21 protein-coding genes are annotated in these 25,040 nt (G+C 69.3%); 10 read left to right on the forward strand and 11 right to left on the reverse strand.

The window, feature by feature from the left end:
* Positions 1-83 precede the first annotated feature (83 nt).
* Complete coding sequence (locus AC5592_RS28705; protein WP_063066039.1) at positions 84-2,072, forward strand: APC family permease; 1,989 nt, start codon at positions 84-86, stop codon at positions 2,070-2,072.
* Positions 2,069-3,391, forward strand: coding sequence for a class I SAM-dependent RNA methyltransferase (locus tag AC5592_RS28710; protein WP_063066022.1), 1,323 nt, complete (start codon positions 2,069-2,071; stop codon positions 3,389-3,391). Before AC5592_RS28705 ends, AC5592_RS28710 begins: the two co-directional genes overlap by 4 nt.
* Positions 3,392-3,407: 16 nt before the next feature.
* Here AC5592_RS28710 and AC5592_RS28715 read toward each other — a convergent pair whose 3' ends face one another.
* The gene (locus AC5592_RS28715; RefSeq protein ID WP_063066023.1) at positions 3,408-4,151 is read right to left on the reverse strand and encodes an SIMPL domain-containing protein; all 744 of its coding nucleotides are present in this window, start codon (positions 4,149-4,151) and stop codon (positions 3,408-3,410) included.
* 173 nt (positions 4,152-4,324) lie between these two features.
* Here AC5592_RS28715 and dxs point away from each other — a divergent pair, with 173 nt between their 5' ends.
* Positions 4,325-6,220: a 1-deoxy-D-xylulose-5-phosphate synthase gene (dxs, locus tag AC5592_RS28720; protein WP_036503005.1), complete on the forward strand. Its 1,896-nt coding sequence runs from the start codon at positions 4,325-4,327 to the stop codon at positions 6,218-6,220.
* Between the two features lie 43 nt (positions 6,221-6,263).
* On the forward strand, positions 6,264-7,067 hold the full coding sequence (locus AC5592_RS28725; RefSeq protein WP_063066024.1) for an enoyl-CoA hydratase: 804 nt from the start codon (positions 6,264-6,266) through the stop codon (positions 7,065-7,067).
* Here the strand turns inward: AC5592_RS28725 and AC5592_RS28730 are convergent.
* Positions 7,055-8,368 (reverse strand): HRDC domain-containing protein, encoded by a 1,314-nt coding sequence (locus AC5592_RS28730; protein WP_084507344.1) that lies wholly within the window; start codon positions 8,366-8,368, stop codon positions 7,055-7,057. The two genes, AC5592_RS28725 and AC5592_RS28730, sit on opposite strands and share 13 nt — an antisense overlap.
* A 21-nt stretch (positions 8,369-8,389) precedes the next feature.
* Complete coding sequence (locus tag AC5592_RS28735; protein ID WP_081879712.1) at positions 8,390-9,028, reverse strand: DUF3000 domain-containing protein; 639 nt, start codon at positions 9,026-9,028, stop codon at positions 8,390-8,392.
* A gap of 118 nt (positions 9,029-9,146) precedes the next feature.
* Between AC5592_RS28735 and hemE the strand changes: the two genes are divergently transcribed.
* The 3 genes from hemE (at position 9,147) to hemQ (ending at position 12,775) form a co-directional block, all read left to right on the forward strand.
* Positions 9,147-10,214 (forward strand): uroporphyrinogen decarboxylase, encoded by a 1,068-nt coding sequence (gene hemE, locus AC5592_RS28740; protein ID WP_084507347.1) that lies wholly within the window; start codon positions 9,147-9,149, stop codon positions 10,212-10,214.
* A gap of 209 nt (positions 10,215-10,423) precedes the next feature.
* On the forward strand, positions 10,424-11,764 hold the full coding sequence (locus tag AC5592_RS28745) for a protoporphyrinogen oxidase (RefSeq protein WP_063066025.1): 1,341 nt from the start codon (positions 10,424-10,426) through the stop codon (positions 11,762-11,764).
* Between the two features lie 315 nt (positions 11,765-12,079).
* A complete protein-coding gene (gene hemQ / locus AC5592_RS28750) occupies positions 12,080-12,775 on the forward strand; it encodes a hydrogen peroxide-dependent heme synthase (protein ID WP_063066026.1) in 696 nt (231 codons plus the stop codon).
* Between the two features lie 185 nt (positions 12,776-12,960).
* Here the strand turns inward: hemQ and msrB are convergent, their stop codons facing one another.
* From msrB to AC5592_RS28770, 4 genes are all read right to left on the reverse strand, one after another.
* A complete protein-coding gene (msrB, locus tag AC5592_RS28755; RefSeq protein WP_036502993.1) occupies positions 12,961-13,416 on the reverse strand; it encodes a peptide-methionine (R)-S-oxide reductase MsrB in 456 nt (151 codons plus the stop codon).
* Positions 13,417-13,472: 56 nt separating this feature from the next.
* Complete coding sequence (locus tag AC5592_RS28760; RefSeq protein WP_051024732.1) at positions 13,473-14,807, reverse strand: glycosyltransferase family 87 protein; 1,335 nt, start codon at positions 14,805-14,807, stop codon at positions 13,473-13,475.
* Between the two features lie 118 nt (positions 14,808-14,925).
* Positions 14,926-16,491 carry an alpha/beta hydrolase gene (locus AC5592_RS28765; protein WP_036502990.1) on the reverse strand — a complete coding sequence of 522 codons (1,566 nt, stop codon included), beginning with the start codon at positions 16,489-16,491 and terminating at the stop codon, positions 14,926-14,928.
* Positions 16,492-16,523: 32 nt separating this feature from the next.
* Complete coding sequence (locus AC5592_RS28770) at positions 16,524-17,315, reverse strand: pyrimidine reductase family protein (protein ID WP_036502987.1); 792 nt, start codon at positions 17,313-17,315, stop codon at positions 16,524-16,526.
* A 35-nt stretch (positions 17,316-17,350) separates the two neighbouring features.
* Here AC5592_RS28770 and zapE point away from each other — a divergent pair, with 35 nt between their 5' ends.
* Together zapE and AC5592_RS28780 are read left to right on the forward strand one after the other, a co-directional pair.
* Positions 17,351-18,370: a cell division protein ZapE gene (zapE, locus tag AC5592_RS28775; RefSeq protein WP_063066027.1), complete on the forward strand. Its 1,020-nt coding sequence runs from the start codon at positions 17,351-17,353 to the stop codon at positions 18,368-18,370.
* 78 nt (positions 18,371-18,448) lie between these two features.
* Complete coding sequence (locus AC5592_RS28780) at positions 18,449-19,255, forward strand: tyrosine-protein phosphatase (RefSeq protein WP_036502984.1); 807 nt, start codon at positions 18,449-18,451, stop codon at positions 19,253-19,255.
* Between the two features lie 49 nt (positions 19,256-19,304).
* Here the strand turns inward: AC5592_RS28780 and AC5592_RS28785 are convergent, their stop codons facing one another.
* The gene (locus AC5592_RS28785) at positions 19,305-19,844 is read right to left on the reverse strand and encodes a GNAT family N-acetyltransferase (protein ID WP_036502983.1); all 540 of its coding nucleotides are present in this window, start codon (positions 19,842-19,844) and stop codon (positions 19,305-19,307) included.
* The gene (locus AC5592_RS28790) at positions 19,841-21,079 is read right to left on the reverse strand and encodes an MFS transporter (RefSeq protein ID WP_063066028.1); all 1,239 of its coding nucleotides are present in this window, start codon (positions 21,077-21,079) and stop codon (positions 19,841-19,843) included. Before AC5592_RS28790 ends, AC5592_RS28785 begins: the two co-directional genes overlap by 4 nt.
* A gap of 268 nt (positions 21,080-21,347) precedes the next feature.
* Between AC5592_RS28790 and AC5592_RS28795 the strand changes: the two genes are divergently transcribed.
* A complete protein-coding gene (locus AC5592_RS28795) occupies positions 21,348-22,289 on the forward strand; it encodes a hypothetical protein (protein ID WP_157122294.1) in 942 nt (313 codons plus the stop codon).
* 6 nt (positions 22,290-22,295) lie between these two features.
* Here the strand turns inward: AC5592_RS28795 and AC5592_RS28800 are convergent, their stop codons facing one another.
* Together AC5592_RS28800 and AC5592_RS28805 are read right to left on the reverse strand one after the other, a co-directional pair.
* On the reverse strand, positions 22,296-23,510 hold the full coding sequence (locus tag AC5592_RS28800; protein WP_232329593.1) for a hypothetical protein: 1,215 nt from the start codon (positions 23,508-23,510) through the stop codon (positions 22,296-22,298).
* A gap of 73 nt (positions 23,511-23,583) precedes the next feature.
* On the reverse strand, positions 23,584-25,002 hold the full coding sequence (locus AC5592_RS28805; RefSeq protein WP_063920414.1) for an MFS transporter: 1,419 nt from the start codon (positions 25,000-25,002) through the stop codon (positions 23,584-23,586).
* Between the last annotated feature and the right edge of the window lie 38 nt (positions 25,003-25,040).

A 25,040-nucleotide genomic window follows, 5' to 3' on the forward strand; every position in this document is an offset into this window, starting at 1 on the left:
GCACGTTCCCCCATTCGCCGGCACCGAAACGCGAGTGAACCGCCCGCTATGCCCCTCGAGGCCGTGCCCTTATGCTGTGCCGAGTGTCCAAGTTGACGACGGCCGTCAAGCGTATGGTGGTCGGCCGCCCTTTCCGTAGCGATTCCCTGGGACATACCCTGCTGCCCAAGCGGATCGCGCTGCCCGTCTTCGCCTCCGACGCCCTGTCGTCGGTGGCGTACGCGCCCGAGGAGATCTTCCTCGTGCTCTCCACGGCCGGCCTGTCCGCCTACGTCTATACGCCGTGGATCGGGCTGGCGGTGGCGGCCGTGATGGCGGTCGTGGTCGCCAGTTATCGCCAGAACGTGCACGCCTATCCGTCCGGTGGCGGCGACTACGAGGTCGCCACCGTCAATCTCGGCCCGATGGCCGGGCTCACCGTGGGCAGCGCGCTGCTCGTCGACTATGTGCTCACCGTCGCGGTCTCCATTTCCTCGGCCGCGTCGAACATCGGTTCCGCCGTGCCGTTCGTGGCCACCCACAAAGTGCTGTTCGCGGTGGCGGCGATCGTGCTGCTGACCGCGGTGAATCTGCGCGGCGTGCGGGAATCGGGCACCGCGTTCTCGATTCCCACCTACGGCTTCATGATCGGTGTCTTCCTGATGCTGGCCTGGGGCGTGGTGCGGATCTTCGTCTTCGGCGACGATCTGCATGCCGAATCGTCCGGATTCAGCCTCAACGGCAACGAGTCGCATCTGCAGGGCATCGCCTTCGCCTTCCTGATAGCGCGGGCGTTCTCCTCCGGATGTGCGGCGCTGACCGGTGTGGAGGCGATCAGCAACGGCGTGCCGGCCTTCCGCAAACCGAAATCCCGCAACGCCGCCACCACACTGCTGATGCTCGGCGCCATCGCGATCACCCTGTTGATGGGGATCATCCTCATGGCGCGCAAACTGGGCGTCGTCTTCGCCGCGGACAAGGCGGATCTGGTGGGCGCGCCACCGGGCTACGAGCAGAAGACGCTCATCGCGCAGCTCGCCGACTCGATCTTCTCCGGCTTTCCGGCCGGCTTCTTCTACATCACCATCGTCACCGCGCTGATCCTGGTGCTGGCCGCGAACACCGCGTTCAACGGCTTCCCGGTGCTCGGCTCGATTCTCGCGCAGGACCGGTTCCTGCCCCGGCAGTTGCACACCCGCGGCGACCGGCTGGCGTTCAGCAACGGCATCCTGTTCCTGTCCGGCGCCGCGATCGCGTTCGTGGTGCTGTTCGGCGCCGAGGTGACCCGGCTGATCCAGCTCTACATCGTCGGCGTGTTCGTCTCGTTCGTGCTGAGCCAGACCGGCATGCTGCGGCACTGGACGCGGCTGCTGCGCACCGAAACCGATCCGGCGGTGCGCCGGCGGATGCTGCGCTCGCGGGTGATCAACGCGATCGGCCTGACCATGACCGGCGCCGTGCTGATCATCGTGCTCATCACGAAGTTCCTCGCCGGCGCCTGGATCGCGATCGTCACCATGGCCGCGATCTTCGGCCTGATGCGGCTGATCCGCCGCCACTACGACACGGTCGGGCGCGAACTCGAGGAACAGGAGTTCACCGGGGTGCTGCCCAGCCGCACCCATTCGATCGTGCTGGTGTCGAAACTGCATCTGCCGACGCGCCGCGCGCTCGCCTATGCCCGGGCCACCCGGCCGGACACGTTGGAGGCGGTCACCGTCAACGTCGACGAACCCGACACCCGGGCGCTGGTGCGGGAGTGGGCCGACAGCGATATTCCGGTGCCGCTCAAGGTGATCGAATCGCCCTACCGTGAAATCACCAAGCCCGTGGTGGATTACGTCAAGCGGGTGCGCAAGGATTCGCCGCGCGACGTGGTGACGGTGTTCATCCCCGAATACGTGGTCGGCCATTGGTGGGAGCAGTTGCTGCACAACCAGAGTGCGCTGCGGCTCAAGGGCCGGCTGCTGTTCGAGCCGGGTGTGATGGTGACGAGTGTGCCGTGGCAGTTGAGTTCGTCGGCCAAGGCGCGCCGTCCCGAAGTGGTCAACGCACCCGGCGCGGTTCGCCGCGGCTACGAGGATCGTTCGTGAGTGCCGGGCCGGACTGGTCCGGACGCACACTGCAGGTGCGGCTGGGACCACCCGGCCACGGTGGTTTCTGTGTCGCCCGGCACGAGGGCCGGGTGCTGTTCGTCCGTCACGGTCTGCCCGGTGAGCTGGTGCGAGCCCGGGTGACCGAGGACCGCGGCGGCTCGTTCTGCCGCGCCGAGGCCATCGAGATCCTGGAGCCTTCCCCGGACCGCGTGGCGCCGAACTGCCCGGTCTCCGGTCCCGGCGGCGCCGGCTGCTGCGATTTCGCCTTCGCCACCCCCGAAGCCCAGCGTGGACTGAAGGCGGCGGTGGTGCGCGAGCAGTTGCAGCGCCTCGCCCACTGGGACACCGACATCGTGGTGGAACCGCTGCCGCTCGGCCTCGGCGACGAGACGCCCGTGGGGGGAGCGGCTCCCGAGCGATCCGGTGAAATGCCCGAAACCGGGTGGCGGACCCGCGTCCGGTTGGTGGTGGACGTCGAAGGCCGGGCGGGTGTGCATCGTCATCGCAGTAGTGAGGTGATCGCGGATCTGCGCTGCCCGCAACCGGTTTCGGGTGCGGTGGACGGCATCGCCGAGAGCAGGTGGACGCCCGGTGCGGAACTGGTGATCGCGGTGGACGCCGACGGTATGCGGCATGTGGTGGAACTCGCCCCGCCGGCCACGCCGCCGCGCCGAGGGGGCGACCGTCGTGCCACCGCCGCCCGCCGTGCCGCGGCCCATGCCCGCCGCCGCGAGCGGGTGATGTCCGGCAGCGGACGGGCCGTCCAATACGTGGCGGGCCGCCGTTGGGACGTCTCGGCGACCGGGTTCTGGCAGCCGCATCGCGATGCGGCGCAACGTTATTCCGATGTGGTGGCCGACTGGGCGGATCTCGATCCCGGCTCCACTGCCTGGGACTTGTATTGCGGCGTAGGGGTTTTCGCGGCCCGGCTGGCCGAGCAGGCGGGACCACGCGGATCGGTGTTCGGCGTCGAATCCGCCCGCTCGGCGGTCGCGGACGGCGCCGCCGCGCTGCGCGATCTCCCCGCCGTCGATCTGCATGCCGATCGGGTGGAACGCTGGATCGCCACCCAGGACCGCGCCCCGCAGGTCGTCGTCCTCGACCCGCCCCGTGCGGGCGCCGGAAAACAGGTCGTCACCCCGCTCACTGCCGCCGCGCCCGCGCGCATCGTTCATATCGGTTGCGACCCAGCCGCTTTCGCCCGCGACGTGGGTCTCTACCACGAGGCGGGGTACCGGGTGCGTGAACTGCGCGCGTTCGACGCCTTTCCCGCAACACACCATGTGGAGTGTCTGGCGCTGCTCGAACGGGCGTAACGGCGACGTCGCTGCTCTAGGCCAAGTGCCAGGTGGCCCGCAGGTCGGCTGTGACCTCGTGTTCGCCGTATTCGACGGGGACCGGGGCGCCGGGGGCGGCCGAACGAGCGGCCACGAATCGGATGTCGCCGCGGGGTTCCGGTGTGCCCGCGGCGTTTTCGGTGATCTCGAGGACAGATCCGAGGCTGCGGCCGGCGCGTGCGGCGTAGCGGCGGGCGCGGTCGAGGGCGTCGTCCCATGCCGCCTCGCGGGCTCGGATCAGCAGGTCGGCGCGGTCGGCGACAGCCAGGTTCAACCCGCCCAGTCGCACGTCGTCGCCCCCGGCCTCGACGGCACGGGCGATGACGGCGGCGGGATCGGCCGGTGCGGTCGCATCGGGACGGGCCGTGGTACCGAGGTCGGCCGCGGACGCGGTGGGAGCGCCGGGGATGCGCAGGCTGACCGTCAGCGACGTGGTCGCGACGTAACCGGTGATCCGCGTGCCCTCGTTCTCGGTCCAGGTCGTCTCGGTCCGTACGGACAAGCCGGTGGTGGCGATATCGCTCGTTGCCACCCCGTCGGCGCGCAGTGCGCCGGTGACCGCGGCGGTGCGTTCGCCTGCCCGGCCGTAGGCGACGGCCACCGCCTCGGCGCGCGTCTCGATCGAGATCGATACCTGCATCCGGTCGGGCGTCGCGGTCGCCACACCGTGACCGAATGTGGTCACGGTGGCGTGTCGCTGCCGCGCCGAAGAGTCGGCTCGTTGCTGCTCGACGGTCATATCGTCCTTCCTGCGGGCGGGACGGGCAGTCACCCACTGTAATGCGGTTGATCTATGTCGAGCCTCACACCGAGATCGGATGTCGCAGCTCGCCGGTCGTTCCCGTCGTCGGGCCCGGATGCGGCTCCGTAGACTGTTCCAGACAGACGAGCCACGGAGAGGGAGCGAGAACGGTGGGAGTTCTTTCCCGGGTCGATACGCCCGAGGACCTGCGCCGGCTGACGGTGCCGCAGCTGCGCGAACTGGCCGAGGAGATTCGGGAGTTCCTGGTCCGCAAAGTAGCGGTCACCGGCGGCCATCTGGGTCCGAACCTGGGGGTGGTGGAATTGACCATCGCCCTGCATCGGGTCTTCGACTCCCCGGCCGATCCGATCATCTTCGACACCGGGCACCAGGCCTACGTGCACAAGATCCTCACCGGCCGCAAGGACGGATTCGATCGGCTGCGCAAACACGGCGGGCTGTCCGGATATCCGAGCCGCGCCGAGAGCGAGCACGACTGGGTGGAGTCCTCCCATGCCTCGGCCTCGCTGTCGTATGCCGACGGTCTGGCCAAGGCCTTCGCGCTGACCGGGCAGGATCGCCATGTGGTCGCCGTCGTCGGGGACGGCGCGCTCACCGGCGGTATGTGCTGGGAGGCGTTGAACAATATCGCCGCCGGTCAGGATCGGTCCCTGATCGTCGTGGTGAACGACAACGGCCGCTCGTATTCGCCGACCATCGGCGGGTTGGCCGACCGGCTGACCGCGCTGCGCATGCAACCGGCCTACGAACAGGCGCTCGACGCCACCAAACGGTTCGTCCAGGGCATTCCGCGCGTCGGCAGCTCGGCGTATTCGATGCTGCACGCGCTCAAGGCCGGCATCAAGGACGCGGTCGCTCCGCAGGAGCTGTTCAGCGATCTGGGACTCAAATACGTCGGCCCGGTGGACGGGCACGATCCGGTGGCGCTCGAGGCCGCGTTGCGGCGCGCCAAGGATTTCGGCGGTCCGGTCGTGGTGCACGCGGTGACGCTCAAGGGCCGCGGATATCAGCCCGCGGTCGACCACGTCGCCGACCAGATGCATTCCATCGGCGCCATCGACCCCGAGACCGGACAGCCGACCGGCGGCAAGACCGTCGGGTGGACGTCGGTGTTCTCCGAGGAACTGATCCGTCACGGTGAACAGCGCGACGATATCGTCGCCCTCACCGCCGCCATGTCGGGTCCGACGGGGCTGGCGCCGTTCGGTGAGCGCTTCCCCGACCGATTGTTCGATGTGGGAATCGCCGAACAGCATGCGATGACCTCCGCCGCCGGATTGGCGCTGGGCGGCCTGCATCCGGTGGTCGCGATCTATTCGACCTTCCTCAACCGCGCCTTCGATCAACTGCTGATGGATGTGGCGCTGCTGAAACTGCCGGTGACACTGGTGCTCGACCGCGCCGGTATCACCGGTGACGACGGCGCCAGCCACAACGGCATGTGGGATCTGTCGGTGCTGGGCATCGTGCCCGGTATTCGCGTCGCCGCTCCGCGCGATGCGGTGACCCTGCGCGAGGAACTGGCCGAGGCGCTGGCCGTCGCCGACGGGCCGACCGCGCTGCGTTTTCCGAAAGGCCCTGTCGTCGAGGAGGTTTCGGCGCTGGAACGGCTCGACGGCGTCGACGTGCTGCGGAGGCCGGAAGGGTCCTCGGCGCAGGCGGTGCGCGGTGACGTCCTGCTCGTGGCGGTCGGGGCGCTCGGCGCCACCGCGGTCGCCGCGGCGGATCTGCTGGCGGACCGAGGAATTTCGGTGACGGTGGTGGACCCGCGCTGGGTGCTGCCGGTCTCCGACACCGTCGTCAAACTGGCCGAGAACTATCGCATGGTGGTCACCGTGGAGGACGGTGGCCTGCACGGCGGTATCGGCTGCACCGTCTCGGCACGGCTGCGTGATTCCGGACTCGACGTGCCGACCCGCGAACTCGGCGTGCCGCAGCAGTTCCTGGAGCACAGCTCGCGTGCCCAGATCCATCAGGAGCTGGGCCTGACGGCCGAGAACATCGCCGAGCGCGTTACCCGGTGGCTGACCGGTGGCGCGGTGTAGATTCTGAAACCGGTTACAGTTTTCGTCGCCGGTAGGAGTCCGCATGTCGTTCGTGCTCGTCGAGAAGCCTCGCCCGCAGATCGCGCTGGTCACCCTGAACCGGCCCGAACGCATGAACGCCATGGCGTTCGATGTGATGATCCCGCTGCGGGAAACGCTCGAATCGGTGGCCGCCGACAACGACGTCCGCGTCGTCGTGCTCACCGGAGCGGGTCACGGCTTCTGCTCCGGCGCCGATCTGCAAGGCCCCGGCCGGGTGCCGAATATCGAGGGCCTCACCCGCACCACCGTGGCGCGGCGTTCGATGGACCTGCTCGACAACGTGATGACCACGCTGCGGCGCATGCATCAGCCGGTGATCGCGGCGATCAACGGGGCCGCGATCGGCGGTGGATTCTGCTTGAGCATGGCCACCGATATCCGCATCGCGTCGGAGCAGGCCTATTTCCGCGCCGCCGGCATCAACAACGGCCTGACCTCGGCCGAGCTTGGCATCAGTTATCTGTTGCCGCGCGCGATCGGCGCCTCCCGGGCCTTCGAGATCATGCTGTCGGGCCGCGATATCGACGCCGCCGAGGCCGAGCGGATCGGTCTGGTCTCCCGCACGGTCGCCGCCGACAAACTCCTCGACACGTGTTACGAACTGGCCGAACGCATCATCGGCTACAGCCGGGTGGGCACCGAGCTCACCAAGCGCATGCTGTGGAGCGGGATGGAGGCCGGCAGCCTGGAATCACATATGCAGCACGAAGGTACGGCGCAACTGTATGTGCGGCTGACCACCGAGAATTTCGACGAGGCCATCCGCGCCCGCCGCGACCGGCGCTCCCCGGTCTACGAGGACTGATCCGAGCCCGGGAACAACGCCGCGGTCAGCTCGGGAACCGCCAGTTCACGCTGCCAGGCCCGGGCGCCGCCGGCTTCGAGATATTTGCCGATCGCCGCCGCCGGGTCGGACGGCGTTGTGCCGGTACGGAATTCGGGCAGGCCGTCCCAGCAGAGCCGGCGCAGCAGATCCGGGGTCAGCAGATTCTCCACCGGCACCGCGTGTCGGTCCGACAGCCCGTTCATCGCGGCCCGGGCAGCGGCCAGACGGGCGGCCGCGACCGGATCGCGGCGCTCCCAGCGATTGACCGGTGGCGGGCCGTCGAACGGTTGCGACATCGGCGGCAACTGTGAATCCGGTAGCGCGCGAGCACGTTCCACCGCGTTGAGCCATTCCCGCGAATATCGCCGCTGCCGCGGTCCGCCGAACACCGGCAGCGTGCGCAACTGCGGAACGGTCTTCGGATCCGCCTGCGCCGCGGCGATGATCGCCGAATCCGGCAGGATCCGCGCCGGCGCCACATCGCGATGGCGCGCGATACCGTCACGGGCCGTCCACAATTCGCGCACGGTCGCGAGCTGTCGCGCCCGCCGCAGTGTGTGGATGCCCGAGGTGCGCCGCCAGCGATCCGGCTTCGGCGGGGCGGGACGTGCGGTGCGCACATGGTCGAATTCCTGTGCGGCCCAGTCGGTTTTACCCTGTTCGGCCAGCACGGCCGCGACCTCGTCGCGCAATTCGACCAGCAGTTCCACGTCCAGGGCCGCGTAGTTGAGCCAGTCCTGCGGCAGCGGCCGGGTCGACCAGTCGGCGGCGCCGTGCCCCTTGCGCAGTTCCCGGCCCAGCAGCCGCGCCACCATGGCGGCCAAGCCGACCCGCTCGAATCCGGCCAACCGGCCACCCAGTTCGGTGTCGAACAGCCGGGCCGGTCGCAGCCCCAGTTCGGCCAGACACGGCAGGTCCTGGTCGGCGGAATGCAGTACCCATTCCAGGTCGTTGATCACCGCCGCCAACGCGTCCACCGCGGCCGGATCCGGAATCGGATCGATGAGGAAGGTTCCGCTGCCGCGCCGGCGCAGCTGGATCAGATAGGCCCGGTTGGAGTAGCGGAATCCGGAGGCGCGTTCGGCGTCGACGGCCAGCGGGCCGGAACCGGCGGCCAGCGCGGCGGCCGCATCGGCGATCTCGCGAGCGGAATCGAGAACCGGGGGGATGCCGTCGGCCGGGGCGAGCAGAGGAACCGCGCTGTCCGCGTCGTGCTGCGTGGGCTGCTGCGGTGGCTGTGATGTCCTCGCGAGGGTGTCGGACTCGTCGGCTTCGGGCATAGCCCGAACTCTACGTGTCGCTCAGAACTGGTCGTCGGCAATCTGCGGATGCGGCCGCAAATGGGTGATACCGGCCGGGGGCAGGCCCGCGGCGTAGGCGAGCACCTCACAGAACGCCTCGACGTGCGGGGCCAGCTGGGGCGAACCGACCGTCCACGAGGCACGCAACTCCAGTTGATAGGCGCGCGGAGGTCCGGCGATATCGCCGTAGCGGACCGAACTCGTCGAGGTCACCGTGCCACCCAGGGCCGTGAACTCCTCGCCGCGCGATTCCAGGGCGTCGACCAGCCAGCTCCAGGCCACCTCGGGCAGCAGCGGATCGCCGGCCAGCGCGGCATCGATATCGGCCTGGATGTAGGCCACCAACCGGAAGACCCCGTGCCAGGCCTCGTGCCCGTTCGGGTCGTGCAGCAGGATCAGGCGGCCGAAGGCGTCGTCGTCGGAATCGACCGGGATGACATTGGTGTCGGGATGTTTGACCTCGGCTCCGATGGCGTACGAATAGGGTGCCAGGCGTTGTGGGGGCCGGATCGGTGCGAGCTCGATCCGAGGATGGACGGATGCGGTGCCCATCGCATCGACCGCGGCGCGAAACTGGGCTGGTTCGCTGTCAGGGCCCGGGGTCGGTGCGGCGCCGTCGCGGAAGTCGAGCGGTGTCACGACTGTGAACGGTAGACCTCTCCGGTGTCCGGCACGCGGAGGCGCGCCGCTACGGCGCCGTGACCGGGCGGGGACGGCCGCGCGGGTAGGCGGTCGGCGGCGGCATACGATAGCGGGGATGAGCACACCAACCCGCCGCCGCTTGCCCGATGCGCCGTTCCTCGCCGCCGCCACCGGCGCCGGACCCGGCCGCCGTCCCGTCTGGTTCATGCGGCAGGCAGGCCGGTCACTGCCCGAGTACCGCGAACTGCGCGCGGGCATCGGGATGCTGGAGTCGTGCTTCGACCCCGAGCTGGTGTGCGAGATCACCATGCAGCCGGTCCGCCGTCACGGTGTGGACGCGGCAATCCTGTTCTCCGACATCGTCGTTCCGCTCAAGGCGGCCGGCATCGATCTCGATATCGTGCCCGGCGTGGGCCCGGTCATCGCGAATCCGGTGCGTTCGGTCGACGATGTGCGCGCGCTGCCGCGACTGCGGCGCGAGGAGGTCGGCGCGGTCACCGACGGCGTGCGCCTGTTGCTCGATGAACTCGGCGAGACACCGCTCATCGGATTCGCCGGTGCCCCTTTCACTCTCGCGTCCTATCTGGTGGAGGGCGGCCCGAGCCGCCACCACGAGCGGACCAAGGCGCTCATGCTCGGCGATCCGCAGACCTGGCACGCGCTGCTCGGTGTGCTCACCGATATCACCGTGGAATTCCTGCGCGCCCAGATCACGGCCGGCGTGGACGCGGTGCAATTGTTCGACTCGTGGGCGGGCGCGTTGTCGCTGGCGCAGTATCGGGAATTCGTTCTGCCGCATTCGGAACGGGTCTTCGCCGAGATCGGGCAAGCCGGTGTGCCGCGCATTCATTTCGGAGTCGGCACCGGTGAACTGCTGGGCGTGATGGGGGAGGCCGGAGCCGATGTCGTCGGCGTCGACTGGCGGGTGCCGCTGACCGCCGCGGCGCGCCGGGTCGGACCCGGAAAAGCGTTGCAGGGCAATCTCGATCCGGCCGTTCTGTTCGCCGGCAGCGAGGTCGTCGACCGGGAGATCCGCCGCATCGCCCACGAGGCCGACGAGGCGATCACCCTCGGTGCCACCGGCCACATCTTCAACCTGGGCCACGGCGTGCTGCCCGACACCGACCCCGGCGCGATCACCGCGGCGGTCGAGCTGATCCACAACCTGCCCACGCCGCTGTAACCGAACAAGATCGGTTCGGCGAGGTCCGGTACCACCGTGGCGGGGCCGCGCCGGCCGGTACTGAACCGCTGCCGGCGTCGGGTGACGCGAGACGTGGCCGGCCGCGATACCGCATCAGGCGGTGACCGGGCGCTCGTCTCCGGGCGGGTACCTTGCAGAGACGCGGGCGCGGTGCGGCGCCGACGCGCTCGACGAGTGAGGAGCAGGCTATGCGGGTCGTGGTGGTCGGGGGCGGGATCAGTGGTCTCGTCGCGGCGTATCGGCTGCGGGTGGCCCTCGGCTCGGAGCTCGAACTGGTGGTGGTGGAGCGACGCGATCGGATCGGCGGCATTCTGCACACCGGTGAGCTGGCAGGCGAACCGATGGATCTGGGAGCGGAGGCGTTCGTGGGCCGCCGACCCGAAATCCCGGCGCTGCTAGCGGAATTGGGACTGTCCGACCAGTTGGTGCACCCGGCCGGGCGGCGCCCGTTGATCTGGTCCGGCGGCACCGCCCACCCCTTGCCGGAAGGCACGCTGATGGGCATTCCCGCCGGGCCGGATGCCGTGGCGGGCCTCGTCGACGCCGACACCCTGGAGCACATCACCACCGAGCCTGCCCGGCCGCTGCGCTGGGAACGCGGCGGTGACGTCTCGGTCGCCGAGCTGGTGGGGGACCGCTTCGGCGCGCAGGTGGTCCGGCGCAGTGTCGATCCGCTGCTGGGCGGGGTGTATGCCGGTCGTGCGGAGTCGATCGGTGTGCGAGCGGCGCTGCCGACCCTGGCCGCCGCCCTCGACGCCGGCGCCCCGAATCTCACCCGCGCCGTCGCCGCCGCCCTGCCGCCGCCGTCCACGGCCCCGGTCTTCGGCGGCCTGCGCGACGGATATCGGGTACTCCTGGACACCCTGCGCGAGGCCGCCGCGCCGAAGGTCGAAATGGACACGGCCGCAACCGGTCTGACGCGTACGGCCACGGGCTGGCGGGTCGATCCGGTCGGTGAGGCCGATGCGGTGATCCTCGCCACCCCGGCCCCTGTCACCGCGACCTTGCTGCGCGAAGTCGCTCCGGACGCCGCCGGGGTCGCCGCCACCATCGAACTGTCCTCGTCGGCGGTAGTGGCGCTGGGCCTGTCGGCCGACACCCCGCTGCCCGACAATTCCGGGATCCTGGTCGCCACCGGAGAACCGTTGCGCGCCAAAGCCTTCACGCTGTCCAGCCGCAAATGGCCGCATCTTGCGGAGCGTGATGTGGCGCTGGTGCGCGCGTCCTTCGGTCGCTTCGGTGACGACACCCCGCTGAACTGGTCGGACGAGGATCTCGTAGCGGCCGCGGTGGCCGATCTGTCCACCGTCACCGGACTGCCGATCCGCCCGGAAACCGCCCTGGTGCAGCGCTGGCGCGGCGGCCTGCCGCAGTACGCGCCAGGCCACACCACTCGCATCGCGGAACTGGAGACGGCGGTCGCGGCACTGCCCGGCCTGGCGATCGCCGGTGCCTACCTGCACGGCGTCGGCGTCCCTGCCTGCGCTGCCTCGGGAACCGCTGCGGCGCAACGCGTTCTGTCGCACTGAAGGATGGCGTGCCCGCACCCTGTGGACGGGCTGTCGGGTGGCCGGTTCTGCTCGGCGGCGGATCACAACCTCGGAGCCCGGCGACGGAAGATCGGGCCCCCGCAGAAGACTCCAGGGGCTCGAACGGACGACACCGCAAGTCTTTGGGCGCGAGGTCCAGCGCTGCTCGCCGGTCGGTCGGTCGCCGACGAGTCCGGCGGGGTGGCCCTGGGGTGGTCCGTGCGACCTGACCGGGGACCCCACGACCGTTGTCGTGCCGCAGAACACGGGATGCGGCCGTTCTGCCGCACAGCGCCCAGTGGCACGATGGAGGCTATGGCGCGACTCGATTACCAAGCTCTCAATTCGACCATCCGGTATCTGATGTTCTCGGTGTTCCAGGTCAAACCCGGAGTGCTGGGCGATCAGCGCGACACCGTGGTCAAGCAGGCGCGGGAGTTCTTCGACTCGCTCGAGGAACGTGGCGTCGTGGTCCGCGGCCTGTACGACGTGGCCGGCCTGCGCGCCGACGCCGATTTCATGATCTGGTGGCATGCCGAGCGGATCGAGGATCTGCAGGCCGCCTACGCCGACTTCCGCCGCACCACCGATCTGGGCCGTGCCAGCACGCCGGTGTGGAGCAACGCCGCACTGCACCGCCCCGCGGAGTTCAACAAGAGCCACATCCCGGCCTTCCTGGCCGGTGAGGAACCGGGCAACTACATCTGCGTCTACCCGTTCGTGCGCTCCTACGACTGGTACCTGCTGCCCGACGAGGAGCGTCGCCGCATGCTCGCCGACCATGGCAAGCAGGCCCGCTCCTATCCGGACGTGCGGGCCAATACGGTGGCCTCGTTCGCCCTCGGCGACTACGAGTGGATCCTCGCCTTCGAGGCGCCGGAGCTGCACCGCATCGTCGACTTGATGCGCGATCTGCGTGCCACCGACGCCCGCAACCATGTGCGCGAGGAGATTCCGTTCTTCAGCGGCCCGCGCGTGGACGTCGAACAGCTGGTCAACGCCCTGCCCTGAGCCGCGAGTCCGCCGGTGCCCCCGGAATTCGGGGCGTGCCGGAATGCGGCCGGGCCCGTAAGGTCTTCCCGTCAGCTCGGTCGCGCGCCTGCTCGGCGCGCGATCCGCAGCGGCCGGCGGATCGCATCCGGCACTCGGGCGGCGGGTTCGAACTCCAGTGCGCTCGAACCCGCGCCGTGTCGCGATCAGCCCGCCGCGTCGTCCGAGGGGTGCAGGCGCAGCGCGATCGAGTTGATGCAATACCGCTTGTCGGTCGGGGTCGGATAACCCTCGCCCTCGAAGACGTGCCCGAGATGGCTGTGGCAGTTGGCGCACAGCACCTCGACCCGGCGCATCCCCAGCGAGTCGTCGGCCCGCAGGATCACCGCATCGGAATCGGCCGGATCGAAGAACGACGGCCACCCGCAGTGCGAATGGAACTTCTCGGTGCTGCGGAACAATTCGGCGCCGCAGGCCCGGCAGGTGTAGACGCCGGTGGTTTCGGTGTCGGTGTATTCACCGGTGAAGGCGCGTTCGGTGCCCGCTTCGCGCAGCACCGCGTACTCCTGCGGGGTCAGCCGCGTCCGCCACTGCTGCGGACTCAGCTCGATCTTGGGTGCCGGAAGCGATGAGGTCGCGGGCGAACCATCCTGTGAGCTCATGACGCGAGTCTAGTGGCGCCGCCCGACCACTACCGGCCGCGCCGGATCATCGCAGGTCAGCGCAGTGCGCCGGCCTCGGACTGAGCAGTCGGATCCAGCGTCTCGTCGTCGGGCACCGGTTCGTGACGCTCGATGCGCGGCGCCGGCTCGGCAGGAGCGGCGGGCGTCGTGGTCGCCTCCGGCAGCAGGAACGCCGGCTCGATGCCGGAATCCAGCCGGCCCTCGCGCCGTGCCGCCAGATACCGGTCGCCGAGGACACAGAACGTCACGATCAGCAGCAGCGCCCAGCCGAAGGTGACCCGCAGGTACTCGAGCGCCCGCCCGGTGCTCTGCCAGTGGTCCAGCAGCCATTTGTCGTAGGTCATGAACCCGAAGATCGCCAGCCAGGCAGGCCAGTTGCGCAGCACCGAATTACGCAGCACCACGGTCATCAGGAACGGGAACAGCATCATCGAGTAGTACTGCTGTCCCAGACCCGACAGCAGCCAGGAGGCGATGAGGATGATGCCGGCGGTGGTGCAGACGAAGAACAGCTCGTCGTCGCGGCAGTACCGATACAGCAGCCACAGCGAGACCAGCACCAGCACACCCAGCACGATGCGCATACCCCAGGTGAGCCACATCGGCAGGCCGTAGTACTCGGCGTTGCCCACGATCGCGCTGTTGAAGTAGTCGCGCGATTTGAGCAGATACGGCAGCGTGCGGTGGACGAAGTCCATCGGATCCTTGGTCAGCGGCCACGCGACCGCCATCAGCACCACCGGCACGCCGATCGCGGTGATGAAGACCTGCCACTGGCGTCGCGCCAGCGGTATCAGCAGCATCGGCGCCAGCGTCGGTTTGACCGCGATCGTGAGTCCCATGACCAGTCCGGCCAGCAGATCGCGCCGCTGCAGCAGCAGGTAGATGAACAGCACCTCGGCCAGGAGCAGGCAGCCGTTGACATTGCCGAAACCCAGTGTGTTGATGACGGTTTCGGAGGCGAACATCAGTAACAGCAGCAGCGGCGCGGCCACCGATTTCGTCGAGTACTTGAACAGCCGCAGCAGCAGATACCAGGCCAGGATGATCGCCACCGCGTTGAGCGCGATGAAGCACCAGCGCGATTTCTCCGGGTCGATCAGCGCCAGCGGCGCGATCAGCAGGGTGCCGCTGGGCGGGTACAGGTAGTGCGGGTCGACCAGGTCGAAGTTCTCGCCGTAGATGGCGCGTCCGTTGAGGAAGGCCAGCGATGCCTTGTAGACGGGCGCGAAATCGTCGGTGATGGAGAAGTTGGTCCCTTTGACGATGACCTGATGCAGCACTGTGAGGATCGCAAACGGCCACAAAGCGAAGTTGAACACTTCGGCGGTGGTGCGAGCGGTGCGCGGCTCGAGCTGACGAAGGAACACTGGGGCACGGTACACCGGAAACCTGGGCGACGGTTGCGCGGACCCGCCGTCGGGCGCGCCGGGGACCGCTTTTGCCGGGTGTATGCCGCGCCACTTCGTGCGCACCCGCACGATCACCTCAGGCCGGGCAGGCGGTGCCGTCGGCGGGCAGCGTGCCGTCGTTCAGGTAGCCGATGATGTTCTGCTGTGCGCAGCCCGAATGGGTGAACACCGGATGCCCCCAGCCCTGCCACTGCACGGTGGAGGTGCGCGCCCCGGCGGCGCCCAGCGCGCCGGTGATCGAGGATCGCCCGTCGCCGCCGACGACGGGATCGGCGGTCGTGCCCAGCACCAGCACCGGCAGGGTGAACTTGTCCGGCAGTCGCGGCGCCTGCGCCACCGGCCACGCCGAACATTCCATCAGTCCGGTCGCCGCCGTCTTACCGAAGGCGGGATATTTGGCAGCCCAGTCGATTTCGAGCTGCTTGGCACGGTCGGGGGTAGCGGGCTGCTGGTCGTCGCTGCACCGGGAGACGAACTGCCCGTCGGCTCCCACCGCCGCCGCCTCCCTTGTGACCAGAGTCTGCAAAGCCCCCTGATCGCCGCGTCCGGCCGCCGACAGCGCATCGGCGAGTTCGGTGGTGTGTGCGGCCTGATCCGCGCGCGGATCGCCGAGGAACGCGGTGATCGTGGTGGTCAGCGCCGAGGCCGAGAGGGTGCCGAGCTGTCCCGCTCCCGCCCGGTTGATCAGATCGGTGATCGCGGCGCGCGGATCCGGGCCCAGTGCGCATCCGAGATCGGCGCAGCGGCGGGCGAATCCGGTCAGCGCCGCCTCCGCGCCCTTGACCTGCTGTTCGGTCCGGGTCACCGCGTCGGTGTTCGCCGGTTCCGGCGAATCGAGCACCAGCCGGGCCAGCCGGTCGCCGAATTTGGCGGCATAGCTCAGCGCCACCCGCGCACCGTTTCCGGTGCCCAGCAGATCGATGTGGTCGACCTGCCACTGCTTGCGCAGCTGTTCGATGTCGTCGGCGGCGTGCGGGGCGTCGAAGGTGCCCTGATAGGGCTGCAGGAAGTCCTGGCAGGCGATGGTGGCGTTCTGGCTCAGTGTCGCCACCGCGTCCACCCGATCGCCGCCGCCGGGCGCGAACTGGGCGTTGTCGGCCAGTCCCTGCCGGGTGTCGTCGGGCAGGCAGTCGATGGGCTGGGAGCTGCCGGTACCGCGCCGGTCCACCCCGACCACCGGCCGGTTCGCCAGAATCGCCGCACCCGGGCCGGACACCAGGCCCGCGACGGTCGCGGTGGAGGAACGGTCGCCGCCGGAGGTCACCACGAGCGGGGCCGCGTCGGCGGGCGTCTGCGGCGTGCGCGCGCGGACCGCGGCGATCCGGAAGGTGCCCAGGACGGTGCCACCGGAATCGATCGGCGCCGAGAACTCCGCGCAATCGAAACTCACCCCGGCCGGGGCCGCCCCGGTCCCCAGCAGCGCGAAGGTGGGTGCCGCGCAATCGTGCCAGGCGAGATCGGTTTTGGGGGCCTGGGCCTGCGGTGGCGGCGCCGGCGCGGCGCTGGTGCTGGTGGCCGGACCCGAGCCGCCGTGCGGTTGTTCCACCGCCACGCCCGGCCGCTGCGACGGCCCGGCACCACAGGCGGTGGTCAGCAGAACCGTCAGCGACGATGCCAGCAGAGCGGCGCGAGTCCAACGCATGCGCTACAGCCTGCCAGGTCCGGTGCGCCGTTTCAGCCTTGGGTGCGGCTGCGCTCCCACCGCGTCAGCACCGTGCCGTCGTCGTCGATCAGCGCGTGGCGCAGGCTCATCGCGGTCGGCAAGGCATTGGGCGACACCGCGATTCGGCCCGCCGTACCGCCGACCAGCAGCGGCGAGACGGTCAGGCACAACTCGTCGACCGCGCTCGCGCCGATCAGTTCGCCGAACAGCGACGGCCCGCCCTCGCACAGCACCCGCAGCAGTCCGCGTTCGCCCAGCACGCGGCGGATGTCGGCGGCGGTGACGGTGCTCTGCCCGGCCTCGATCACCTCCGCGCCGGTCTCGGCGAGCAGGCGTTTGCGTTCGCCGTCGGCCGCGGCGGTGGTGAGGATCATCGGCGGGCGCTGGGTGTCGGTGAACAGCCGGCTCGCCGGGTCCAGCGCCGCGCTGGCGGTCACGACCGCGATCGGCGGGGGCGCACCGTCGCGCGCCCCGCCCAGCCCGTGGTGATGCAGGCGCATGCGGCGCCGGGAGTCGGTGCGCGCACCGCCGTAGTTCTCCACGCGCGCGGTTCCGGCGCCGACGAGGATCACGTCGGCCAGATCGCGCAGGATGGCGAAGACGGTGGCGTCGGCGGGCCGGCCCAGGGCGCCGGAGCGGTCGTCGACCGTGACCGCGCCGTCGAGGCTGGCGATGAAGTTGACCCGGATCCACGGCCGCTCCAGGGCCGTCGGATAGGTGTAGAGCTGAACCAGGTCGGTGATCTCGCCGGCACCGTCGGTGGTCAGTGCTGTGAACTGGATCGCATCGGGGACACGCTGCATAAGGTCCGATCACACCACGTCAGTACGCTACGAGCGTGCAACAACGCCTCGTCGATCGTCATCCGGAGGTTCCGGCCGATCAACTCATCGCCCAGATGGTGCCCCCGCCCACCTTCGACGAGGTGAGTTTTGCCTCCTACATCCCCGACCCCAAGGAACCGACTCAGGCGGCGGCCGTGCGCGCGGCCGAGGAATTCGCCGCGCGGGTCGGCAAGATCCACGCCGCCGCCGGTAAGAAATCCCTGTTCGGGAAGAAGAAGCAGGTCGACGGCGCCGGGCTGTATCTCGACGGCGGATTCGGTGTCGGCAAGACGCACCTGCTGGCCTCGATCTTCCATGCCTCGCCCGGTCCGAAATCGTTCGGCACCTTCGGTGAGGTGACCAATCTGGTCGGCGCGCTGGGCTTCACGAACGCGGTGGAACGCCTGGGCGGCAACAGCGTGCTGTGCATCGACGAATTCGAACTCGACGATCCGGGCGACACCATGCTCGTGTCGCGACTGCTCACCGAATTGACCGCGCGTGGCGTGTCGGTGGCGGCGACGTCGAACACGCTGCCCGATCAGCTGGGCGAGGGCCGGTTCGCCGCGCAGGACTTCCTGCGCGAGATCCGCAAGCTGGGTTCGCTGTTCGACGCCGTCCGCGTCGACGGTCCCGACTACCGCCACCGGGATCTGCCGCCCGCGCCGGAGCCGACCGATCCGGGGCTGCTGTCCGAAAAGGCCGCGGCCACACCGGATTCCACGCTCGACGACTTCGACGCGCTGCTCGCTCACCTGAGCACGCTGCATCCGTCGAAGTACGGTTCGCTGATCGCCGGGGTGTCGTCGGTCTACATCTCGGCGGTGCACACCATCACCGATCAGGCGGTGGCGCTGCGAATGGTGGTGCTGGCCGACCGGCTCTACGACGCCGGCACGCCGGTCACCGTGTCGGGCGCGCCGCTGGACAAGATCTTCTCCGAGGAGATGCTCGGCGGCGGCTACCGCAAGAAGTACCTGCGCGCGATCTCGCGCCTGTTGGCGCTGTCGCGATTCGAGGTCCCGGCGAGCTGAGGCCGGTTCGTACGGCGTACTGTCGGGAGGCGAAGCCATCATGGACGACTGTCCAGTTTCCCTCTGAACGGAGCTGACATGGCCCATCGTTCGATTCGCCTCGCCGCCACCGTCGCCGCCGGTGCCCTGATCGCGACCGGTCCGGCGCTGGGTGTCGCGGTCGCCGCCGACCCGCCCGCGGCCCCCTCGCCGGTCTCGGTGAACACCGAGGATCGGTCACTGCATCTGGCGCGTGTGCAGAACGCCCGCGATATCGGCGGATACCGCACCACCGACGGCCACGTCGTCCGGACCGGCCTGGTGTTCCGTACCGCCGACCTGAGCAAACTGTCCGACGCGGATTCCGCCGCGCTGTCCGCGCGCGGGCTGCGGGTCGTCGACGATCTGCGCACGAGCTACGAGCGCGCGCTGGGGCCGGACCGGGTGCCGGTGGGGGCGACGCTGAACATCCGCGATGTGATCGGCCAGGCGCCGCCGCAGGTCATGGCGTCGACGCTGAGCGCCGGCAGCGACCTGTACCGCGCGTTCATCACGGCTCCCGGTGCGAGCGAGGCGTTCGCCGGAGTCCTGCACGACATCGCCGGCAGCGACGGGTCGGTGCTGTTCCACTGCTCGGCCGGTAAGGATCGCACCGGCTGGACCGCGGCCGTGCTGCTGACCATCCTCGGCGTGGACCGCGGCACGGTGAACTACGACTTCCTGCTGTCGAACTACTACCGTGACGCCGCCGACGGCGACACGATCAACGGGGTCGTGCAGTCGGCGCTGGATTCCGCCTTCGATCAGGTGGATCGCAGCTACGGCAGTTTCGACAACTACGTGCACGACGGATTGAAGCTGACCGACGGCGATATCGCGACCTTGAAGGCGAAACTGCTGTCCTGACCGGAGATTTCGGCACGCGGGGTGGAATCCGGTTGCGGGACAGCCGGATTCACAACTTCCGCTGCATCACGAAGTCGTGGCACACCTGGTCGCCGACGGTGAAGGTCTTGGTGCCGATTCGCTGGAAACCGTGCTTGGCGTAGAAGCGCTGAGCACGCTCGTTGCGTTGATTCACACCCAGCCAGATCACCGGATATCCGCCGCGGCGGGCGTAATCCACCGCCGCGTTCATCAGGGCGGTCGAGACGCCACCGCCGTGGTGTCCGGGCATCACGTACATCTTGCTGATCTCGAGCGCGGGGCGTGCTTCGATCAGGGTGGCGACGGCGGAATCGACCGGTTCACCGGAGATCAGCATGGTGTAACCCACGATGTCGCCGCCGAGGACGGCCTTGAGCACGATCCGCTGCGGATCGCTCAGATACTCGCCGAAGCGCTCGCCGGACAGCACCTCGGCGATGAAGGTGTCGATGCTCTCCTCGGTCAGCTCCGGCGGGCAGGCCAGGGGAAACGTCGCGGTGGCGACATCGCTCAATTCCTCGGCGTCCCAGAGTCCGGCGCGGTCGACGACGACTTCCTGCTCGGTCATGGGTCCAGTACAACATGTCCGGTGCGCGTCGCCGACAGGTCGCCGGGCGCCGGACGCGGCCGGAAGAAGCGCGCGGTGACGATGAGGACCAGCGCGAACAGCAGCGGGATCACGAACCCGATCCGCAGGCTCGACGCGGCGGCGACCGCACCCACCACGCCGCCGCCGATCAACGTGCCCGCGTAGTTGAACAGATTGAGCCGGGCGATCACCGCGTCCAGTCCGTGGCCTTCCGTGAGTCGCCCGGCCTCGCTGAAGCACAGTGGCGCGATCACGGGCAGGCCGAGGCCCGCGACGAGAAATCCGACCAGTGCCGTGGCCGGTCCCGGCGCGGCCACCACGAGCGTCAGTCCGAGCACGCCGATACCCGCGGCCACCCGCACCACCGCCCGTGCGCCGTAGCGGCGCACCCACCAGTCGCCGCTGAGCCGGGTGAACAGCGAGGCACCCTGATAGGCGGCCAGTGCCAGGGCCGCCGTCGCCGACGAGGACAGCAGATCGTCGGTGAGGTAGAGCGCCGACCAGTTGCCCACGGCCAGGTCGATCGCGAACACCAGCGCCATCGCGATTCCGAGGGCGAGGTAGCCCCGCAGGGCAACGGCCGCAACGGGTTCGGGGGTACGGCCCGAATCGGTGGGCTGGGCCTCGGCCTGGGCGGCGCCGAGCAGTCGCGGCCCGAACACCAGACTCGCCACCGCGACCACCGCGGCGGCGACGGTGACCGCGTAGGGCAGCGTGATTCCCACCTTCTGGCAGCCGGAGACGAACAGGGCGCCCAGAATCGACCCGGCACTCCACGCGGCGTAGAACGACGACAGCACGAATCGCCCGTACCCGTGCTGGATGAAGACCGCCTGCATATTCGTGCCCGCGTCGACCATGCCCACGGCGACCCCGTAGCAGCCGAGGGCGATCAGATCGACCACGAGATTCGGGGCGACCGCGATCGCGAGCCCGCTCACCGCTATCAGCGTCAGCCCGGCCCGCAGCGCCACCCGGCTCGACCAGCGCACCGCCACCCGCTCGGCGAGCAGGCTGCCGCCGGCGGCCAGGCCGGAGATCATCACGACCGCGACCAGGATGACGGTGTCGGTGAGCCCGAGCCGATCCCGCTGTTGCGGCAGTTCGGTGAGAACGACCGCGAGGAAGAAGCCCTGGAGCGCGAATGCCACCGAATTGGCGGTGCGGGCGGCCCGCAGCGTGGTCGATACAGGAATGTATCCGCGGTCGAACATCTGCGCAGCCTAATGGGTGAGTGCCCGGAGGCGGTAGCGGAGCGCTTGGGCCCCGGGGCTGCCGACGGACGTTCCGGCTTCGCAACGTCGCGATTACGCCGCTGTCCGAGGGCGGGCGATTCCGCAGTTCACCGGACTCGATGATCACGTCGGGCTCCCGGTTGGATAACGAAACCGGTCACGGGGACGTGTAGCCCCCTGGCCGGTGCGGCACTCTGGATACAGCGGACCGCACGGGCCGCTGGTGCACGGGTAGGGGAGTGGTCGCGTGAGTACGACAGAACGGGCCGACACGAGGCAGCAGACGACGACGCTGGCTCCCCTGGAGCCGGTGAAACTGCCTGTGGTGGAGCCGAATCCGCGCGGACATCAGGCGGGTGACCGGTGTCGCGAACCCGGATGTGGCGATTGTCACTGGGATGTGCAGCGGCTCAAGTACTGGTTGCGCGGCAGGCTGCTGGCGGCGGGCGCCGACGATGCCGAGGTGGACAAACCGCTGGGTGCGCAGACACCGGGTCTGCTGTGGCGGCGTGGGAACCGGTTGTGCGCTATCGAGGTGCGCAGCGCGCCGGTCTCGATCGAGGACGCGCGAAAACGCACGGCCAGGTTGAAGGCGGTGGGCTGCGACGAGGTGTTGTGGTTGTGCCCGACCGGATACTGGATCGGGCAGATACCGGCGCTGGGCGTGGACGATTTCGCCGCCGCCGGCTGTGAGTACCGGGCATTGTCGGGTGGGCTGGTCGTCGATTCCGACGGTATCCTCAGCCCCAGGCAAACCCCGTGGGGAATAAGGGAATTCATCGATGGTTGGGTCGCGGGCACGTTGGCCTGCGGGTATCTGGACGAGGACACGAGAGGGTGGGCGACGGTGAGCGATTGGGAGGCCCACACCCACGCACAGGCGATGATGATCGCGCAGCAGCGGCAGGAACTGCTCGACCAGCGCACCGAATTGGCCTTGGCGCGCAGGGCGACTCGCGACAAGGCCAAACAGATGCACAAGATGATGCACCGGCTCGAACGCGCCGAAATCGTCGCCGGGGAGCTGGACGCGGTCAAACGCCGGCTGTCGGATCGCGACCGGCTGGAGGCCGGCCTGCGGGTGCGGATCGCGCGTCAGCGCGAGGCGGTGCTGCACTGGCAGCTGATGACCTGTTTCGCGATGCTGGTGATCGTGACGTTCATCGTTGCGGGATTCATGTTGAAGTAGGGCTGGTCAGGTCGCGCTCAGCCGGAACGGGGCGCGATCCCAGCGCCAGCCGTGGCGCAGGACGAGCGCGATCAGGTCCACCGGTTCCAGGCCGGTCTCGTCGGCCAGGCCGCGGAACTCGGCCCAGTGCACGGCGCCGGTGGCGATCCGGTTGCGGAGGATGTTCTCCGAGCGAGCGGACACGGTGTGCCGCAAGAGATCCGGCTCCCCGAGCCTGCTGCCGGTGAACACCAGCCAACCCCAGCCGCGGGCGTGCGCTTGCGCACGGGCCGCCGCGAGCCGCACCCGGTTGGCGTGTAAACCCAACTGCCCCAACGCGACCACATCGATCAGCAGCACCCGTCCGTCGGTCAGTCGCGCGCCGACGGTGGGGCAGTAGGAGTCCGCGACTTCGTCGACGGCGAAGTCGACGGCCACGGGCCGCTCGGTGTAGCTGTCGACCTGTTCGCCGTCGTCGAGCATGCGCAGCAGCCGGGCCTGCAACGCGGTGTCGAATGTGGTTTCGCGGCCCAGCTTCTCGGCGAACATGTGGCCGCGGGCGTCGTCGTCGGCGTCGACCGTCGTGATGGGCAGCTCGGGCAGATCGTCGGGATCGCCACTCGGCCACTCCACCCGCCGCAGCAGCGGAAGCAGTTGCCCGGCAGCGGGTTCGGCCGCTCGGGGGCGATCGAGATGCCAGCGGCCGCGCTGCTGCCATCCCGCGATGCGCTGATAGACGAAACCCGCGACCCGTTTGGCGTCGATCAGTGAATGTCCGGCCAGCCGCAGCTTCAGATACGCGAGATCCTGAGCGGCGATATCGCAATCTCCGACGTAGGTTTCGATGAGCAGCGTACGCGTCAGCCGCTGATCGCCCCAGCCGACCGGATACTGTCCGGCGAACACGGCGGGGTCGGGGTAGCCGGTGGCCTGTACTCGACGCAGTAGCTGCCCCGCCGCCCGCGTGTAGAGCTGGCGCACCCGGTCGCGGGAGAGTTCGAAGCGGGCGCCCAGCAGCGTCAAGGTCTCCGGTCGCGCGCCGTCGAGCCCGAGCCGGCGGGTGAGCAGTTCGCCGTCACGGGGTCGTTCCTCGGCCTGCGCCGCGACCATGTCCGCCAGCGTGTCGGCCATCTGTTCGGAGGTGAAGGAGATGCCGTCGCGCAGGTCGTCGAGCAGCCCGGCCTGTATCTCCTCGATCCGGTTGGTCGTCACCACATGCCTTTCGCTGTCTCGCACGTCCATTCGAAAGCCTATGCCCTCGTGCGGGTTCCGGGCGCTCGCGCGCGGGCGTGTCCGCCGATGTGGTGACCGGATATCAGCGGCGGGCCGGTTCGGTGAGGCGGCTGTTGCGATCCGCTTCAGCCGTTCGCGGCCCGCCGGCTTCGATGGCGAACACGGTGATCAGCAGCGCCACCACCCACGCGAGTGCCGATCCGATAGCCAGGGCGTGGATGGCGCCGACGAAGCCCGGCCCGGTGGGCGATCCGGCCACCGCACCGAATATCGCGACCCCGCAAGCTGTTCCGACCTGTCGGGCGGTATTGGACACACCCGTCGCCAGTCCGGACCGGTCCGCCGGTGTGGCGCGTACAGTCGCCGCGACCACCGATGTCGTGATGAGGCCGGACCCGCAGCCGAGCACGGAGAAACTCAGCAGGAGCCCGCCGCTTCCACCGCGGCCGTCGAGTGTCAGCAGCATCGCCGAACCGCAGGCCGCGAGCGCGCAGCCGATCGCGATCGCCGGGCGCGGACCGTACCGGGCGGTCAACCGTCCCGATGTCGGTGCCAGCAGCACCAGCGGCAGGGCCAGCGGGAGCACGCTGACGCCGGCGGCGACGGGGGAGCGCCCCAGCGTGCCCTGCAGATACAGCATGCCGATGAACAGGATGCCGTTGAAGATCAGGTTCATCATCAGGGCGACGACGTTGGGAGCGAGAAATTCCTTGTGCCGCAACAGGTCCACCGGCAGGAACGGATGCGTGCTGCGCCGCGCCGCGCCGTACGCGCCGGCCAGAGCGCCTGCCGCCACCGCCGCCGCGGTGCCGACGACCGCGATCCCCGCGTGGTGGCCCGCGGAAATGATGGCGAACACCAGCGCGCTCAGGCCGAGGACGAACCCGGCCGGCCCCGGCACCTCGATACGCCCACCACGCCGTGCTGGTGCGGTCGGTACCACGGCCCGCGCCGCGACGGTCGCCACGATCGTCAGCGGCACCGCGATCCAGAACACCGGCCGCCATCCGAAGCGGTCCACGAGTATTCCGCCGAGCAGCGGCCCCGCCGGCAGCGCCAGCGACGAGACCGCCGCCCACGTGCCCAATGCCTTCGCCTGTCGGGCTCGATCCGGGAAGACGTCCACGATGACGGCCATCGTGCTGGGCAACAGCAGCGCCCCGCCCACGCCTTGGACGACCCGCGCCGCGATCAGCACCCCGATCGCCGGAGCCAGTGCACACGCCAGCGACGCCAGCCCGAAGACCGCGAATCCTGCCAGCAGCATGCGGCGATGACCGATCCGGTCGCCGGCGGTCCCCGCCGCCAGCAGCAGTCCCGCGATCGCGATCACATATCCGTCCACCACCCATTGCAGCGAGGCGACGTCCGTATGCAGACCACGCCCGATCGCGGGCAGGGCCACATTCACGATGGTCACGTCCAGCAACACCAGAAACATCCCGGCACCCATCACCGTGAGGATGACGGCCGGGTTGCGCACCTGTGCAGTCGAAGTCATATCCGCAGTGTGGGTGCGCAACCCTTCGGTCGGGGCCG

It is taken from the genome of Nocardia violaceofusca NBRC 14427, assembly GCF_963869435.1.
GTDB lineage: Bacteria > Actinomycetota > Actinomycetes > Mycobacteriales > Mycobacteriaceae > Nocardia > Nocardia aobensis.